We start from the raw sequence: 15,174 nt of genomic DNA, 5'->3' as shown, positions 1-15,174 counted from the left end.
GGCCCAACACCGGGGCCACCCCCATTCGAAAGACCCCCACATGACCACACCCACCGAACCCGTCGGCGCCGTCGCCCGGCACACCGCCTACCCGCCCCGACGCTTGGACAAGATCGAGAACGCCCGGCACCTGTGGCGCATCGCCTGGGGCCACCCCGGCTTCACCCACCACACCCCGCCCGAGCCCACACCCGACCACAGGCCCACCGTCATCACCCGCAACTGGGGCAAGCCCGCACCCGGACAACCCGGGCCGATATGGCCCTACCTCCACCGCGGCGCCTGCCTCGGCTGCGACTGGGAAGGCCCCGACCGCCGCCGTACCGACGAAGCCGTCGAAGACGCGCACGACCACAACCACCCCGAATGGCGAAACCTGCCACTGCTCCCCGAACGACGCGGCCGGCACTGGCTCACCCACGCCGCCCACCTCTACCCCGAGAACTGGTTCGACAACGGCGGACCGATCCGCACCATCCGCACAGGGACCGAGAAGCGGCACCTGCCCGGCAAAGCCCCAGGAGGCGGCTACGACCTCGCCGCACAACCACCCAAGACCCAGAACCACACGGCGGCGATCACCGAGACGCTGCCCCTGGAGTACAACGCGAGCGAGGCAGCGTGAGCGACCCCAAGTCCGTCACCTGGCTCCGCCCCGAATACAAAGGCCGCGAGGAAGAACTCGTCAGCCTCGCAGCCGGAGCATCCCTCGTCGGCATCAGCCGCTCCGCCGTCAGCAACTGGGCGAAACGCCACGCAAACTTCCCCAAGATCGCCCTCCTGACCGGCCTCGGCGACCGACGCATGAAATACGTCCCACGCTCCGAGTTCCTCGCCTTCGCCCGAACCCAACTGAACAAGAAACCCGGCGGCCCGAGCGGCCCGGCCGCACCACGCCGCTCAGCGGCAACCATTCGAGCCGCAGAGATCGCGCACGCCCAACGCCAGATCGCTCGCCTCACCGAACTCGAGGCACGACAGGCCGCAACGCTCGCCGACACCCGCCGCGCCCTGGAGAAGCACCGAGCACGACTCCAACACGCCCAGCAGCGCCTGGCCGAAGAGGTCGCCGCAGTCCAACGCCTCACGGGAGGGTCCCGCGCCGATCCCGCAGCATCACCGGACGGGGCACGAGACGGCGGGGTAGTCTGTGAGGACGCGGCTGACCTGCGAAAACGGTCACCGGCTCGACCCCGGGCGCAGGGGAAGTGAGCTCGCGTTCATCTCGATGCAGGTGTGAAGCTCCCCGCATCGGCACCCCGCTTGGACCAGCAACGCTGCGGTTCAGCACGGTGCTGGAGGCCGGAACGCGGGAACGGATGGGAACCTGGTGGGAACGGAAGGATCGGGAATGATGCGGCAAGGCCCAGCGCGGGCCGACACCCGCACCCCTTCTGAACTGCAATTTTCCCGAGAATCAGACCATGCTGATCAAGATCGTGATGATCATGTGCTGACTCGTAATGCGTAGGTCAAGGGTTCGATTCCCTTAGGCGGCTCCGGTATAGGCCCAGGTCAATGACTTTCTCGTCACTGACCTGGGCCTTTTCGGTTGCAAGATCAGTTGCAGTAGCGGCGGAGCCGGGCTCGGCGGCTTGGGCCGCGCCCCAGAGAGCCTGCCCCATGCGACGGGCGGCGTCCTGGGCCAAGGGTGCCGCGATGTGCGTGTAGCGGGTCGTCACCCGAAGGCCCGAGTGCCCGAGGATCTCCATCACGACGCGTACGTCGACGCCGTACTCCAGGAGCAGCGTGGCGGAGGTGTGCCGCCGGTCATGCACGCGGGCGTCCCGGACCCCGGCGGCCTGTAGCAACTCCTTTCCAGTTCTCCCAGTCGTCCCGCGGGTCGATGGGCCGCCCGTCCGGTTGGCAGAAGACGAGGTCGTGATCCTGCCAGGCCGATCCCGCGCACATGCGTTGCCGTTGCTGCGCCACCCGATGCGCTTCGAGGATCGGGACGAGTTCGGGCGGGAGGGAGATCGTGCGCTTGTTCTTGCCCTTGGGCTCGCGGAAGACGAGCCCGCCGCCTTTGCGCTGCGGGCAGGTGCTCGCGTGGCGCGTGCAGTCCTTGGGACAGGGCGGCGGGCACTTCCGCGTGTGCTGCTTGCAGGTCTTGGGGCGCGGTTTGGTCTTGTGCCGCTTCGCACCGCAAGCGTGCGGGTCGCCGCAACCGTGCTGCCAGGTGTTGCGCTGAAGCTGCCACCACACGCGTACGCGACCGGTGTTGAGGTCCAAGTATGACCAGCGCAGCCCGAGCGCTTCACCTTGGCGCAGTCCGAGAGCAAGCCCTAAGGACCAGCGGTCGGCCGTGGGCCGCTCCTGCGCCGCTGTCAGGATCTTCCGGGTCACCTCCCGACTGAACGGAAGGATCTCGGACTCGGTGGCGGTCGGCGGATCGACGAACTGGGCGACGTTGCGGGCCACGATGCCGCGCCGGACCGCGATCTTGAGCATCCGGGACAGGATGCGGTGAACCTTGAGCACATGGCTCGGTGCTTTCCCGGCGTCGAGCATCTTGGCGTAGAGCCGATCGAGGTGCTCGGGTTGGAGACGGTCCAGCTTGTGCTGCCCGAGTCCCGGGATGATCCAGTTCTTCGCCTTGGACCGGTAGTCGTCCAACGAACGGGGCGCGAGTGTGCCCGGCGCGATGGTGTCGAGGTAGGTCGTGACCCACTCCTCCACGGTGGGCACGCGTCCCTTGCCGGGAACGTGGCCAGCGTCGCGCTTGCGTTCCAACTCGCGGACCTTGTCGCGCACTTCGCTTGCCGTCTTGCCGCTCCGATGACGTCGATCGGGCGAGCCGTCGTCCTTCAATCCGATGGTGATGTACGCGTGGTACGCACCGTCGGAGCCCAGATAGATCTTGCTGTGGCCGTTGGGTTGTCGTTTGCTCATGCGGATACCTCCTGTTCGCGTAGTCGGTTGAGGTAGTCGTCGAGCGCGCTGGCGGGGATCTTGCGGCTCCGGCCGATGTGGATGGATTCGATCTCACCCGAGGCGAGAAGTTCATAGAGCTTGCTCCTGCCGATCCGTAGGGCGTACGCGGCTTCCGCGACGGTGTAGACGAGGCGTTCGGTCGGGTTGCCGATCGTCGTGGTGATCACCTCCTCTCGGGGTGCGGGTCGTCCGCGGGTCCGTCCGTGACGGCGTCCGTGGCCCATACGCGCAGGCGCGCGGGGTGGCGCGGACGTCCGCACGGACGCGGACGGCTATCCGGTCATGGCTGCTGCCGAGTCGCCGCCCTGGTGTGCTCGCCAGCGGCCTCGGGAGACTTGGACGACGCGTCCGGCGGTGGCGTACTCCTGCAAGCGGTCGTAGACCCATGTGCGGCCCATGCCAGTAGCCCGCATGAGGCCGGCGACGGAACGGCCTTGTGGTGGTGCGTCGTTGAGAGCGTTGAGCAGTACTGCTTCCGGCCCCTGGGGCGGTGCACTGTCGTCCGCGTCGACGAGTTCGGCGTCGATGACGTCGGAGTCCTCGTCGGGCGTGACGACCGGGCGGGTAGCGGACAGGGAGAGTGGGTCGAGAGGCGTCCTGCTCGGCCCGTACCGCTCCACGGTGGCGTGGACATCCGCGTCCCCGACGAGGTACGCGCGAGCACGCTGCGGAGCGTCGGCACCGGGCGCGGAGAGCAGGAACTTCCCGGGCGCGTCCAGCATGTGCGCTGCCCAGCCTGCGGCGAGCATCCCTTGCCCGAGCACCAGGTCGACGTCCCGCCGCTCCCGTACGCGCAGGCACACCCGTACGTCCATCTGCGACCGAACGGCCTTCCTGCCCATGGCCTGTTGCGTCGGCCGCTGGGTGGCGGCGAGCAGCGTCTCAGCGACGGCTCGGCCACGTCGCGCTATCGAGTCGGCGTGTGCGAGCGCGTCTCCGGCTTCCTCGGCCAGTTCCGCGTACTCGTCCACTACGAACACGAGTGCGGGATCTGCCTCGCTTGGCTCCCAGACGCGCAGTCCACGACGGCTCAGCGCCCCCGCTCGCCCGTCCAACACCCGTACCCCGTCGCGCAGTAGGGCGGCGGCCTCTCGGGGCATCGTCGCAAGCCTGTCGAGGCAGGCGGCCCACGGCTGGAGTTCCATGCCGCCCTTAAGATCGATGCCCCAGAGCACGACGTCAGGGCACGCGACGAGATTCGCGAGGATGACATTCAGGACTCCGCTCTTGCCGGAACCGGCGATACCGCCGATCAGCGCGTGACGACGTAGGAGAGAGACCCGAACCGGGGAGGCGTCCTCGTAGACGCCGAGTTCGATGGGGTCGCAGATCGATGCCACGGACGGTCCGGTCCATGGGATGGGTTCCGCGTGCGGGTCGCGGTCGAGCACGCGCAGCGTGAACCGGTCTGCGCGGCTCTCGTCTGGCGTGACCCGTACGGCTCCGGGTCGCGTTCCCAGCCCCGATTCGATGGCTGGGACGCGGCTCAAGGCGTCCGCCACGGTCTGGCCCCGCCGCAGGCCGACACGGGCGCGCCAGCCCCACAGATCAACGGCTGCCGAGACGACGTGCGAGCCGACCAGGCCGATGGACTCGGCGACGTCGGGCCATGCCCGGATGGTGCGATCGACCGCGACCCGTGCCCTACGCCGCCGGTGAGTCCACCACGGCACCGCGGCGGCCAGCGTGCCAACGAGGAGCAGCCAGGACAGCTGGAAACGGCCCCCACCGAGCGCCGTGGCACTGGCCAGCCAGCCACCCGCCGCGCAGGCCGTCACCGCCGCGTACAGCCGCTCCTCGAAGCGGTCGAGACGCCGCAGCAGCCACCCCTTGAGCACCGCCCCAGACAGGACGACTGCGCCAACCGCGATCAACGGCCACACGCCCGGATGAGTCGAGTGCAGGACCAGGCCGGCGAGCCCGACCCACAGTCCAAGGACGATGGGCGCCAGTTCGGAGCGATAGCGGAACAGCCACCGCCCTACAGCCTCCAGAGCGGCACCGGAGTAGCGGTCGTTCATCACGAGCATGAACGGCGGGGTGTCGGCGCCCCCGATCTGCTTGCGGAGCCGCCGCGCATACCTGCGAGGAGTTCGGTTCAAGTGCATTCCCCCTTCGACGGGTTGGGACTTCACGGATGGATGCCTGCCAGGAGACGAGCCGCTGCGCGGACCGTCGCGCCGATGTACGGCGCGACGGAGCTGGACGCGAGGAAGAAGCCAAAGAGCGTGCAGAGCACGGCGTGCCAGGGCGAGAGCCGCCCGAAGCGCCAGAGCGCGAAAATCGCAGCACCCAGCAGGACGATTGCCGACATTGAGAGGAACATGGCACCCCCTTCCTGGTTCAGCCGAGCAGTACGAGCGCGAGCACGCTGGACAGGGCAACGGCGCAGGAGAGCCGTTGCGGCGACGACGTCGCCCAGAGCACGACGAGAGCCAGCGCCCGTAGGGGCAGCACGGCCAGCCGGAACGCGAACGGGACGTCTTCCGTGGCGGCGGACCAAGGGCGGGTGTAGTGCACAGCCGGTCGAACCGAGATGGCGCTGAGTTCGACGGCCGCTGGCTGCTTCCCCCAAGGGCGGTGGCCCTTGTGCTTCGCGGGCACCAACTGGGTCGTCTGCGTGGTCACGATGCGCTCACCACCTCGTTGAAGAAGAAGTTGGACCAGTTGAACTCGCGCCACTGGTCTCGCCGTTTGCCATTCGTCCGCCGCAGCCGGCGGAGCCGACCACGGCACTTGCGGCACAGATCGCCGCTCCCCTCGACTTGCGCGCCACACAGACAGATCCGGGGCGTATCCGGCTGTGCTTCCTGGACGTTCCTCTTCCTGGATCGCATCGCGCCTCCTCTCCGAGATCGGAGTCGAGACCGGAGGAGCTGCGAACTTAAGCATGTACAACATGTGCAAGTTCTAAGCGTCGCGGCAGCGCCGAGCACTGTCAACGAGGGGATCTCGACTCGCAGTTGTCGATGGATCTGTGCGGACGAATCCGCACGACAACGAGCATCCGATGAGAGGATGGGACCGGATCACCACATGACTGGACGTGTGCAAGACGTCCCCGAGGACATGGACGTCCTCAGATGTCCCGGGTGGGGGTACATGCCGAACGAGAGATTACGAGCGACCCTTCTGGAACGAGGCGTGACCCCAAACGCCCTGGCCAGCGCTGTGGACGTCGATCCGAAGTCGGTCGAGCGCTGGATAGGCGGGCGCATGCCGTACCGGCGGCACCGGTACGCCGTAGCCACTTTCCTCAGCGTCGACGAGGCGTACCTGTGGCCCGAGGCCCTGCCGCGCCAGCAGGTGGCCAGCGCCTCGGCGAGCGAGATCCTGACGGTTTACCCCCATCGCTGGGCAGTGCCCAGGGACGCTTGGGGACATCTCTTCGCCACGGCGGAACACGAGATCGGCGTCTTGGTCTACAGCGGCCTGTTCCTCGCGGAGGACGCCGGAGTCCTGCGCACGTTCGCCGAGAAGGCAAGGGCGGGGGTACACGTGCGCGTCCTACTGGGCGACCCGGACAGCCCCCACGTAGCGAACCGAGGAGCCGACGAGGGAATCGACGACGCCATGGCAGCGAAGATCCGCAACGTGATGGTGCTGTACGAGCGCGCCGTGGGCGGCATCCCTGGCATCGACATCCGCCTGCATGACACGGTCCTCTACAACTCCATGTACTGCGCCGACGATCAACTCCTCGTGAACACACACGTGTACGGGTTCGCCGCATCCCACGCTCCAGTCCTGCACCTGAAGCGGATCCCCGGGGGTGAGATGGTGAACACGTCCCTCGAAAGCTTCGAAAAGGTCTGGGCACAGGCGAAACCTCTTACGTGGGGATGAGCATGGCTAGCAGGATTGACTACTTCGACGACGGGCAGGCTCCGAAGGCCAACAGCCTCGTTCCCTCAGCCAACGTCGTCGTCCTCAACGCCCGCGACGAGATCCTGATGATCCGCCGAAGCGACAACGGAAACTGGGCTCTCCCTGGCGGCGCGATGGACTTGGGGGAGTCGCTCCCCACCACCGGCGTCCGAGAGGTCGAGGAGGAGACGGGCATTACCTGCGAGATCACCGGACTCGTCGGCATCTACACCGACCCTCGACACGTGATCCTCTACACCAGCAACGGCGAGTGCAGGCAGGAATTCTCGGTCGTCTTCACCGCTCGGGCAACCGGAGGCGAGCCAACGCCGAGCGACGAGTCACGTGAGGTGGAGTGGGTCCCGCGAGCGGGGCTCGGCAAACTCCAGATGGACAGGTCAATGCGTATGCGCATCGAGCACTACGTGAACAACGGCGACACTCCCCACCTCGGGTAAGGACTGGATCACCGCCCGGCGAGCCGAGCTCGCACCGCACTCTCCGCCGTCCGGATCTGTGGCGCAGCACGCTCGATCGACCGGGTGACGACATGTTCTGGCCCATATCGGGACAGGATCTCCGCGAGGCGTTCGCCTGCCGTCGTCTCCTGCCCATCGGGAGTCGTCGTCATGTCGCAGTAGATCAGCGCATCAACCAACTCGCCGTCCTCGACGCGGAATTCCTCCGAAAGCTCATGGTCGAGGGATCGCTCCTCGGCCTCGATCAAAGCGCAGGAATGGTGCGCCACGAGATTGCACAGCTTGCGGTCGGCATGCTCGACGTCCCGTAGGTAACGCGCGCCATCCAACGGGTGGAATCCGGTCTTCACGATGGTGGGGGAGTAGCCGATGTCATGCAGCCAAGCGGCACATTGCAGGAGTTCTGCATCGTCCCCCAAGATCGGCGCCAGGCGCTCGGCCTGAGCCGCAACGCCCTGGGAATGCGCCCACCGACGAGGTAGCGGTTCCTCAAGCAGTCGACGTGCAAGGTCGCGAGCCCGTGTGACGTCCATGCATCGAGGCTAACCTCCGCACACGAACCAGCCCTTGCCTTGCACAGATTCGACAAGTCCAGCTCCGGACAGATCGGCCAGCGCCTGCCGTGCCGTGCCCCGTGAGACGCCGTAGCGGGCCGTCAGCGCGGCCTCGCTGGGGAGGGCGGCACCCGCCGCCAGTTCCCCGCTCTCGATCGCCGACCGGAGGTCCGCGGCGATCTGGCGGTACTGCGGCGGCTTGGGCCGTGTTGGAGCCGCTCCGTGCTCGTCCACTGGGCGCACCACTCGCCCACGCCCCGGAAGAGACTCGATCAGCCCCTCGCTTTCGAGCTGCGCGAGCGCCCGCCGCAGGGTGTTGCGGACGACGCCGAACTCGGCCGACAGCGCAGCCTCGGAGGGCAGCAGTTCCCCGGGACGCACGACCCCTGAACGGATACGTTCCCGCAGGGCACTCGCGATCTTCGTGTGCGCGCCCCATGCCGTCGATCTCGGGCTCACGCTGTCCTCTCGTGGGTCGTTCGCGCTGATTGAACCTGGTGCCGAGGCCATCGTCTCGGGTCTTGGCCTGGTCGTGTAGCCGCTGGCGCGTCCCGGCCACGTGCAGGCTCTCATTCGCCCACCACCTTCGTCCGAGCCGACAGCGGGCCGGGATAAAGCTCGACGCATGGCGGAAGTAGACCGGACTTCCGGTGCGGCAGAGGCAGAAAGAGCACCTGCCTTGCCGTCCATTCAACGCGCTTGCCCGCATGGGAGATTGAGAAGGAGAACGGCTTCCCGTCCCGAAGGCGGTGGGTGGACTCATGGTGCCCGAGTGCAAGCCAGTCGTAGGCGCGTTCCGCCTCCTCCGGGGAGAGCGCGGAAACGAGAGTCCGGAGCGCGACGCGAACCCACCGAACCGCCTGCTCGGGCCTGGTCGCGTCGAACGAGGCCACCAAGTCCACGCTGTGCTCTGCGGCCTCGTAGAGAAGGCATTCGCACCAATACCCAGGCCACGCGTACGCGCCGCGACCGCTAACGCTTACTGCCGTGGGCTTCATCGTGACCGCCGTTCTGCGCGGCACTTCGTGTCCACCTCGCACCACACGCACTTGCCGTGGTTGGTGAGGTAGCTGCCCCAGCTCATCGTCAGCGCCTCGACGATCCGCAGCCCACGCCCGCTTTCCTGATCGGGACGCGCCGTGCGTGGCATCGGCCGTCGCCGCTTCCCATCGTTGACTTCGAGGCGTAGTACCGCCCCCTGGACCAACAGACGAACGCTGATCGGAGCGTCGCAAGAGGGCTGCGCATGGACCACCGAATTGGTCACGAGCTCGGAGGTGACCAACTCCAGGGTGCCCGTGTGGGCCTGGTACCCGCGCGCCGCCAGCGCGAGTCTCGCGAACTGGCGAGCGAGAGGTACGGAGGTCGGGGCATTGTCGAGGACCAGGTAGGCAAGCAACTCGTCGTGGTCCGGGTGTCCTTGGGCGGCCAAAGACCGACTTGGGGAACTGCTCACAGGGATACCTCGCAGGTTGAGGCTGTCGCCAACAGGCTCTGCATGTGCAGGAGTCTTCTGACGGCGAACCTGCTCAAGTACCGCGTTCTAGGGACGTCTTGGGACGTCTCCGCTACATTGAAAACGTCCCTCCGGGCGGGAGCAACCCATGAACTACGCCCTGAAGCAGGCGCTTTCGCGCGCCGGGCTGAACGTTGTCGACGTGGCGGCACGGTGCGAGGTAGACCCCAAGACGGTGAGCCGATGGCTCGGTGGCCGGGTGCCGCACGCCCGCCACCGCGCCCGCGTCAGCGCGTTGCTGGGCGTCCGAGAACCAGACCTATGGCCGGACGCTGGCCGCTGCAAGCAACGGGGCACCTTGGGACCAGAGATCCAAGCGATCTACCCCCACCGCTGGATGGTCCCCCAGGAGGTCTGGCGCATGTTCTTCGCCAGCGCCGAACGGGAGATCGGCGTCCTGGTCTACAGCGGCCTTTTCCTCGTAGAGGACGCCGCGATCCTCCGCATCTGGGCGGACAAGGCAGCGGCGGGAGTCAGGGTGCGGCTGCTACTGGGCGACCCAGACAGCGAGTACGTCACCACCCGTGGCGACGAGGAAGGCATCGACGAAGCCATGGCGGCCCGAATCCGTAACGCCTTTGTGCTCCTACTCCCGCTAGCGTCGGCATGGGGAATTGAGATCCGTAAGCACAGTACGACCCTCTACAACTCCATATTCCGCTCCGATACTGAGTTCCTGCTCAATACCCATGTATATGGACACCCTGCCACCTGTTCACCCGTCGTACACCTCCGATGGTCAGACGAGACGGCGATGGCAAGCACGTACGAGGCAAGCTTCGAACGAGTATGGGAGGAAGCGGTGGTAGGGGTTCGCCATGAAGGGGGTATTGCTAGGCGCTTCGATCACGGGTAGGGGAATCCTGCTCGCTCTGACTAGGCCAAAGCCTCCTCCACGGGGTCAGCAACTTGCCGCTTCTCGCTGTGCGCGCGGCGCGGCCACTTGACCGGGTCGACCTCCTGACTTCGCCCTGCTCTGCCCCGGCCTCCGCCGACCCGCGCGCCGCCAGTGCAGGCGGTGAGTTGCTCATATCGAGAGGCCGTTGGGCGGCCAGCTTCGCTGCATCGGACTCGACCCAAGCCCGAAGGGCACCGCCCAAACCTGCTCTGCCGCCCTTCAGCCACCAGTTGTCGTGCCAGCAGCCGGGGGCGACGCGCAGGGCGGCCCACTCTCATGACTGAGCAAGAACAGCATTCGCCTCCGCGCATGAGGCAAGGCGCTGTACGGTGCGTCTTACGGCTACGGCCTGACGTCTGAGGGCGCATCGCTCTGGCACCTGGGGAGGGGCAGATGGAAGAAAGGCGAATCTCCTACAAAGAGGCACTCGCTCTTGTGAATCGGCAGGAATCACATTTTTGGGATTTCAAAAGTGCTTCGAGTGGCGGGAAGAATGTCCAAGAAATCGCCTCTGCGCTAGCTAACGCAGAATGAGGCGAATTCGCGGTAGGGATCGAAGATCCAAAGTCTGGGTCGGGAATTGCCCGCTGGAAAGGGTTTCCGACGATAGAAGATGCCAATTGGGTGCACCAGTCATTGGTGGGGGAGGTCGATCCTCCCGTGCCTTACGATCTGGAATATTTGTGGATTGATGCGCGCGAAGAGCTTGGTACCTGTTGCCTTGTGACTGTCCAGAAGAGTGCGGATGTACATAAAACAGCCAGCGGCGAGGTGCGTCAAAGGAGGGGTGCGCAATCTCTAAAGTTGACAGGGGCAAAGATCGCTGATTTGGCGCTTTCGAAAGGTGCGAGGTCTTATGAAGACCAGCCGCTAAGTGACTATGAGATGGATGAACTCGCAGAGGAACCCGAGATTCTCCGTTTCCTTGAGAGCTATAGCCCGGTGTCCTCGACCGAAAAATTCCTCAGGCGTCAGCGATTGGTCACGAGGAAAGACGGGAAGGCCACGGTGGCTGCAGCCATCCTTTACGCAGAGGAACCGGCGACTGTCGTCCCGAAGCGCTGCTCTGTGAAGATCGCCCGCTATGAGAGCAATGAAGCGGTACCGGATCGCAAATATCTTAAGGGTACCCCGCTCACTATCGACGGACCAGCTCGTTTGCTGATCGACAGGACCCTGGCGGCCGTGGCAGAGATTATTGAATCGGTGCCAGTTCTTGGAACCGATGGAATGATGTCGCCCGTTAAGTACCCCCCCGAGGCGCTGAAGGAAATTATCGTAAACGCGGTAATTCATCGAGATTACAATGTCTCGGATGACATCTTGATTTCAATCTTCGATAACAGGGTGGAGGTTCGAAGTCCGGGTCGCCTGCCTGGCCACATGACACCGAATAACATCCTCACGGACAGATTTGCGCGAAATCCCAGCATTGTGCGGCTGTTGAATAAGTATCCTGATCCGCCCAACAAGGACATCGGTGAAGGTCTGGATACTGTAATGAGTGCGATGAAGGCCGCAAAGCTAAAAGGGCCTCAATTTGTCGTTGAGGAGAATGCGTTCGTCGTCGTCTTGGTGCACACCCCGCTGGCGCGACCGGAGGAATTGATTTTGGAATTCCTTCGGAATAATCCTGAAATATCCAATAAGATTGCTAGGTCTCTCACTGGTATCGCCTCAGAGAACAGAGTGAAGCAGGTGTTTTACAAGCTCAAGAAAGCGGGCATGATTGAACCTGTCCCTGGAAGAGTTCGGTCGAAGTCTGCCTGGCGACTCACGGATAAGGGAATTGCGAGCAAAGGTCTCGCCGCAAATTAGAGCACTTGCTGGGGGACGGCCGTCGGTGAACGCGCCTTGGGACGGATCCCCAGGCTTCTTGCAGGGACCCTGACGTGGTGGAGGGTTACCGGAGCGCCGCCCAGTTGCAAGATCAGTAGCAGTACACCCCCGTCCAGCGATGCCCACCCACGTCCGCCCCCAAGGCTGACCAGCGCAGATGGACACCGCCGGACGTCACCGAACCACCACCCCGCTTGCTCGTAATGCGTAGGTCAAGGGTTCGATTCCCTTAGGGCGTGCTTGAAGCGCACGAGAAGAAGGGCCCGGCCGGACAGCCGGGCCGGTAGGGAGCCGCCGACCCAGCAGAGCGCGAGCGGCACGCCGCGACCTACCGTGCTGTTCTGTCGTCGGCCCGTGCGGTGCTGCTTGTGGCTCGGAGGCGTACGGCTTCGGCCTCTCGCTCAGGTGAACCAGCGCCGCCCTTGTCCGGTGAGGACGCGGCCGAACTGAAGCTCGGGGAAGTGAGCGCCGGCGCCGAGGGTCGTGTCGCCCTCGAGTTCGCGGAACAGTCGTTCGCGGGTCCGTTGTGCGAGAGCGGGGTCTACGTCGCCGATCGATTGCCAGGTGGGCTCGTCGAGTTGGACCGGGCAGACAATCGCGTCGCCGAGGAGCAGCGCGCGGCGGCCTGCGGAGGAGACGACGACGCACAGATGTCCGGGGGTGTGTCCCGGTGTCATGGTCAGGGTGACGCCGGGCGCGATGGCGGTGTCGCAGTTCACGGGGCGGAGGCGGTCACCGCGCTTGGCGGCGGCGCGGAAGCCGTGTCGGATGTGGTCGAACATCCATACGTCGGGGTCGGCGACGAAGTGGTCCCAGTCGTGGGCGCCGAACCAGATGCTGGCGTGGGTGAAGACCGGTGCGGCGTCGGTGTCGAAGAGCCAGCCGCAGTGGTCGGCGTGCAGATGGGTGCAGACGACGTCGGTAATGTCCGGCGGGGTGGCGCCGACGGCGCGGAGCCCGAGCAGGAGTTGGCCGCCGACTAGGAGTCGGCGGGGGCCGTCGTCGCGCATCGCGGGTCCCATGCCGGCGTCGACGAGGATCGTGCGGTCACGGGTTCGCACGAGGAAGCAGCCGATGGGTAGCCAGGCCATTGCGTGGCGGGTGAAGAGGTCCTCGTGACCGTCGGGGCGGGCGTGGGCGCCGAAGTAGGCGGGTGAAGCCCGGAAGGTCCCGTCGGCGACGGGGTGGATGGCGATGTCACCGATCAGCATGGGTCTCCTCTGGCCTGGTGCGGATAGCCGCAGAGGCGACTCATCCGGCTTGCGGTGCGGGCGGGTCGAGAAGGTGCGGTTCGTTGTTGCGGACGTTGTTGACCGCGGTGGGGCCTACCGGGGGCACCTGCGGTACGCGGGCGGCAGGTCCTCCCAGACGCTACTAACCGCCGTGGCGTGTCGGGGCGTTGCGGTGGTCATGGTGCCGGGCCTGCGGCATCGGGCGAGACCGTCCACGACGCGTGGGTGTTGACCTGCGCCACTGTGGCCTGGGCCAGCTTCTTGTAACGGTTCGCGATCTCCTCGGCCTGGCCGACGGGCAGCGCCCCGCCATGCTCCGCGGCTCGCGCGATTATCTCTTCCGGTCCCGAAGCCCGGTTGCCCAGCACGACCGCGTTGACCGTCGGCCGGCGCGCCTGGTCGTAGCAGCGAAGCGCGGCCACGGGGTCGCGCTCCCGGGCCAGGTACCAGGCCAACACACGGGTGTCGATGATGGACTGCGATCCGCCGTTCATGCCCATCGGAAACATCGGGTGTGCAGCGTCACCGAGCAGGGTGACCCGTCCGAAGCTCCAGCGCCGCAGTGGGTCGCGGTCGAGCATTGGGTACTCGAAGATCGTCGAGGAGTGCTCGACCAGCGTCGCCAGGTCGATCCAGGGCAGGCGCCAGTCCGCCAGGCCGGCGCGGGCCTCCGCCGTCGTGATGCGACGGTTTGAGCGGTCCAGCGGTTTGGCGGACGGCCTGTGCCGTATCTCCAGCACCCAGTTCATCAGGGCTTCGCCACCCTCGGTCACCGGGTCCTCGATCGGGTAGGCGACGAATTTCGCGCCGGGGGTGCCGCCGGCCACCACGATCGAACGGCCGTCGAGGATGTGCGGGTAGTGTGCGACCCCGCGCCACATGTGGACGCCGTTCCAGTGGGAAGGGCTCTCGTTCGGGTAGAGCTGGGCGCGGACTGCGGAGTCGATGCCGTCGGAGCCGACCAGCAAGTCGGCGTCCTCGACCGTCGACACGCCGCTCGTCCGGTCCAGGAAGTGGGCCCGGATGCCGCCCGCCGTCCGCTCGAAGCGTTGGAACAGCAGGCCGGTGCGGACCGAGTCTGGCCCTAGGCGCTCGCGCACCGCCGCCAACAGCGTCACGTGCAGGCGGCCACGGTGCACAGAGTACTGCGGCCAGTTGTAGCCGGCCGCGAGTCCGAGTGCCTCCTCCCATACCGGTTCGCCCGCCCGGTCGCGGTAGCTCAGCCGATGCGGGGGCAGCGCGATAGCGGCCAGATCGTCGGCCAGGCCGAGCTCGGCGAGCTCCCGGACGGCGTGCGGCAGCAGGTTGATCCCCACTCCGACTGCCTCGATAGTCCGCGCCGCCTCGCTCACCCGCGGCTCGAAGCCGGCGGCGTGCAGGCTCAGGGCGCAGGTCAGCCCGGCGATGCCCCCGCCCACGATGGTGACTCTCATCGTCTGTCCCTACCTTTCGTCAGCGTTGCGACGGAGGCTCCTCGGTGGGACGCATGCCCACCCAATTCTTCCGCATCGCGCTGCTGAGTTGAGGACGTGGTGTCGTCAGGGCGAGTCCGGTGGCGGCACGGCATCCATCTCGATGAGGTCGCTGCGGAACTGGATCTCGCGTAGGCCGTCCAGGGCCTGCCACGCGCGACTGGTTACCGGCGGGGCGCCGCCGACCAGCGTGACCCGCCAGATCTCTCCACTACGCGCCGCCCGCCGAAATGTGGATCTGGCTGACGACGTCGAAGGGAGTATCACGAAAGCGGTGTTCACCACTCGGTTGGCGTAGAGGTTTCTCGTTGATCTGATTGGCCTATACCCGTCCGGCCGAGAGGCGGCCGTCGAAGGCGATGTCGAAGGCGTTCATCGCCTCC

18 protein-coding genes are annotated in these 15,174 nt (G+C 66.1%); 6 read left to right on the top strand and 12 right to left on the bottom strand.

The genetic code is table 11. The annotated features are described in order from the left end of the window. The first annotated feature begins 40 nt into the window (after nt 1–40). Together P2L57_RS15855 and P2L57_RS15850 are read left to right on the top strand one after the other, a co-directional pair. Entirely contained in the window at nt 41–625 is a 585-nt protein-coding gene (locus P2L57_RS15855) for a DUF6349 family protein (protein WP_275814705.1), read from the top strand. Next, complete coding sequence (locus tag P2L57_RS15850; RefSeq protein WP_275814701.1) at nt 622–1,212, top strand: hypothetical protein; 591 nt, start codon at nt 622–624, stop codon at nt 1,210–1,212. Before P2L57_RS15855 ends, P2L57_RS15850 begins: the two co-directional genes overlap by 4 nt. A gap of 260 nt (nt 1,213–1,472) precedes the next feature. Here P2L57_RS15850 and P2L57_RS15845 read toward each other — a convergent pair whose 3' ends face one another. From P2L57_RS15845 to P2L57_RS15815, 7 genes are all read right to left on the bottom strand, one after another. Then, entirely contained in the window at nt 1,473–1,811 is a 339-nt protein-coding gene (locus P2L57_RS15845; protein ID WP_275814699.1) for a tyrosine-type recombinase/integrase, read from the bottom strand. Continuing rightward, nucleotides 1,771–2,892 carry a site-specific integrase gene (locus P2L57_RS15840; RefSeq protein ID WP_275814696.1) on the bottom strand — a complete coding sequence of 374 codons (1,122 nt, stop codon included), beginning with the start codon at nt 2,890–2,892 and terminating at the stop codon, nt 1,771–1,773. Before P2L57_RS15840 ends, P2L57_RS15845 begins: the two co-directional genes overlap by 41 nt. After that, a complete protein-coding gene (locus P2L57_RS15835) occupies nt 2,889–3,101 on the bottom strand; it encodes a helix-turn-helix domain-containing protein (protein WP_275814693.1) in 213 nt (70 codons plus the stop codon). Before P2L57_RS15835 ends, P2L57_RS15840 begins: the two co-directional genes overlap by 4 nt. Nucleotides 3,102–3,206: 105 nt before the next feature. Further along, nucleotides 3,207–5,036, bottom strand: coding sequence for an FtsK/SpoIIIE domain-containing protein (locus tag P2L57_RS15830; RefSeq protein ID WP_275814691.1), 1,830 nt, complete (start codon nt 5,034–5,036; stop codon nt 3,207–3,209). 29 nt (nt 5,037–5,065) lie between these two features. After that, nucleotides 5,066–5,260, bottom strand: coding sequence for a hypothetical protein (locus tag P2L57_RS15825; protein WP_255930353.1), 195 nt, complete (start codon nt 5,258–5,260; stop codon nt 5,066–5,068). A 17-nt stretch (nt 5,261–5,277) separates the two neighbouring features. Next, nucleotides 5,278–5,562, bottom strand: coding sequence for a hypothetical protein (locus P2L57_RS15820; protein ID WP_275814687.1), 285 nt, complete (start codon nt 5,560–5,562; stop codon nt 5,278–5,280). Further along, the gene (locus P2L57_RS15815) at nt 5,559–5,771 is read right to left on the bottom strand and encodes a hypothetical protein (protein WP_275814683.1); all 213 of its coding nucleotides are present in this window, start codon (nt 5,769–5,771) and stop codon (nt 5,559–5,561) included. The genes P2L57_RS15820 and P2L57_RS15815 overlap by 4 nt, the downstream gene beginning before the upstream one ends. 307 nt (nt 5,772–6,078) lie before the next feature. Here P2L57_RS15815 and P2L57_RS15810 point away from each other — a divergent pair, with 307 nt between their 5' ends. Together P2L57_RS15810 and P2L57_RS15805 are read left to right on the top strand one after the other, a co-directional pair. Further along, the gene (locus tag P2L57_RS15810) at nt 6,079–6,780 is read left to right on the top strand and encodes an XRE family transcriptional regulator (protein WP_275814680.1); all 702 of its coding nucleotides are present in this window, start codon (nt 6,079–6,081) and stop codon (nt 6,778–6,780) included. After that, entirely contained in the window at nt 6,777–7,259 is a 483-nt protein-coding gene (locus P2L57_RS15805) for an NUDIX hydrolase (protein WP_275814677.1), read from the top strand. Before P2L57_RS15810 ends, P2L57_RS15805 begins: the two co-directional genes overlap by 4 nt. An 8-nt stretch (nt 7,260–7,267) precedes the next feature. Here the strand turns inward: P2L57_RS15805 and P2L57_RS15800 are convergent, their stop codons facing one another. The 3 genes from P2L57_RS15800 to P2L57_RS15790 form a co-directional block, all read right to left on the bottom strand. Further along, entirely contained in the window at nt 7,268–7,813 is a 546-nt protein-coding gene (locus P2L57_RS15800; protein ID WP_275814674.1) for an HD domain-containing protein, read from the bottom strand. 9 nt (nt 7,814–7,822) lie between these two features. After that, on the bottom strand, nt 7,823–8,344 hold the full coding sequence (locus P2L57_RS15795) for a GntR family transcriptional regulator (protein WP_303656344.1): 522 nt from the start codon (nt 8,342–8,344) through the stop codon (nt 7,823–7,825). A 484-nt stretch (nt 8,345–8,828) separates the two neighbouring features. Then, nucleotides 8,829–9,290, bottom strand: coding sequence for an ATP-binding protein (locus P2L57_RS15790; RefSeq protein ID WP_275814668.1), 462 nt, complete (start codon nt 9,288–9,290; stop codon nt 8,829–8,831). Between the two features lie 148 nt (nt 9,291–9,438). Between P2L57_RS15790 and P2L57_RS15785 the strand changes: the two genes are divergently transcribed. Next, the gene (locus tag P2L57_RS15785) at nt 9,439–10,206 is read left to right on the top strand and encodes a helix-turn-helix domain-containing protein (protein WP_275814666.1); all 768 of its coding nucleotides are present in this window, start codon (nt 9,439–9,441) and stop codon (nt 10,204–10,206) included. Nucleotides 10,207–10,908: 702 nt separating this feature from the next. Continuing rightward, complete coding sequence (locus P2L57_RS40205; RefSeq protein WP_275814663.1) at nt 10,909–12,066, top strand: ATP-binding protein; 1,158 nt, start codon at nt 10,909–10,911, stop codon at nt 12,064–12,066. A 422-nt stretch (nt 12,067–12,488) separates the two neighbouring features. Here P2L57_RS40205 and P2L57_RS15775 read toward each other — a convergent pair whose 3' ends face one another. After that, complete coding sequence (locus tag P2L57_RS15775; RefSeq protein ID WP_275814660.1) at nt 12,489–13,298, bottom strand: MBL fold metallo-hydrolase; 810 nt, start codon at nt 13,296–13,298, stop codon at nt 12,489–12,491. A gap of 197 nt (nt 13,299–13,495) precedes the next feature. Continuing rightward, entirely contained in the window at nt 13,496–14,752 is a 1,257-nt protein-coding gene (locus tag P2L57_RS15770) for an FAD-dependent monooxygenase (protein WP_275814657.1), read from the bottom strand. Nucleotides 14,753–15,174: the final 422 nt, after the last annotated feature.

It is taken from the genome of Streptantibioticus ferralitis (assembly GCF_029223525.1).
GTDB classification, from domain to species: Bacteria; Actinomycetota; Actinomycetes; order Streptomycetales; family Streptomycetaceae; genus Streptantibioticus_A; species Streptantibioticus_A ferralitis.
This window is presented reverse-complemented; position numbering and strand designations above follow the sequence as displayed.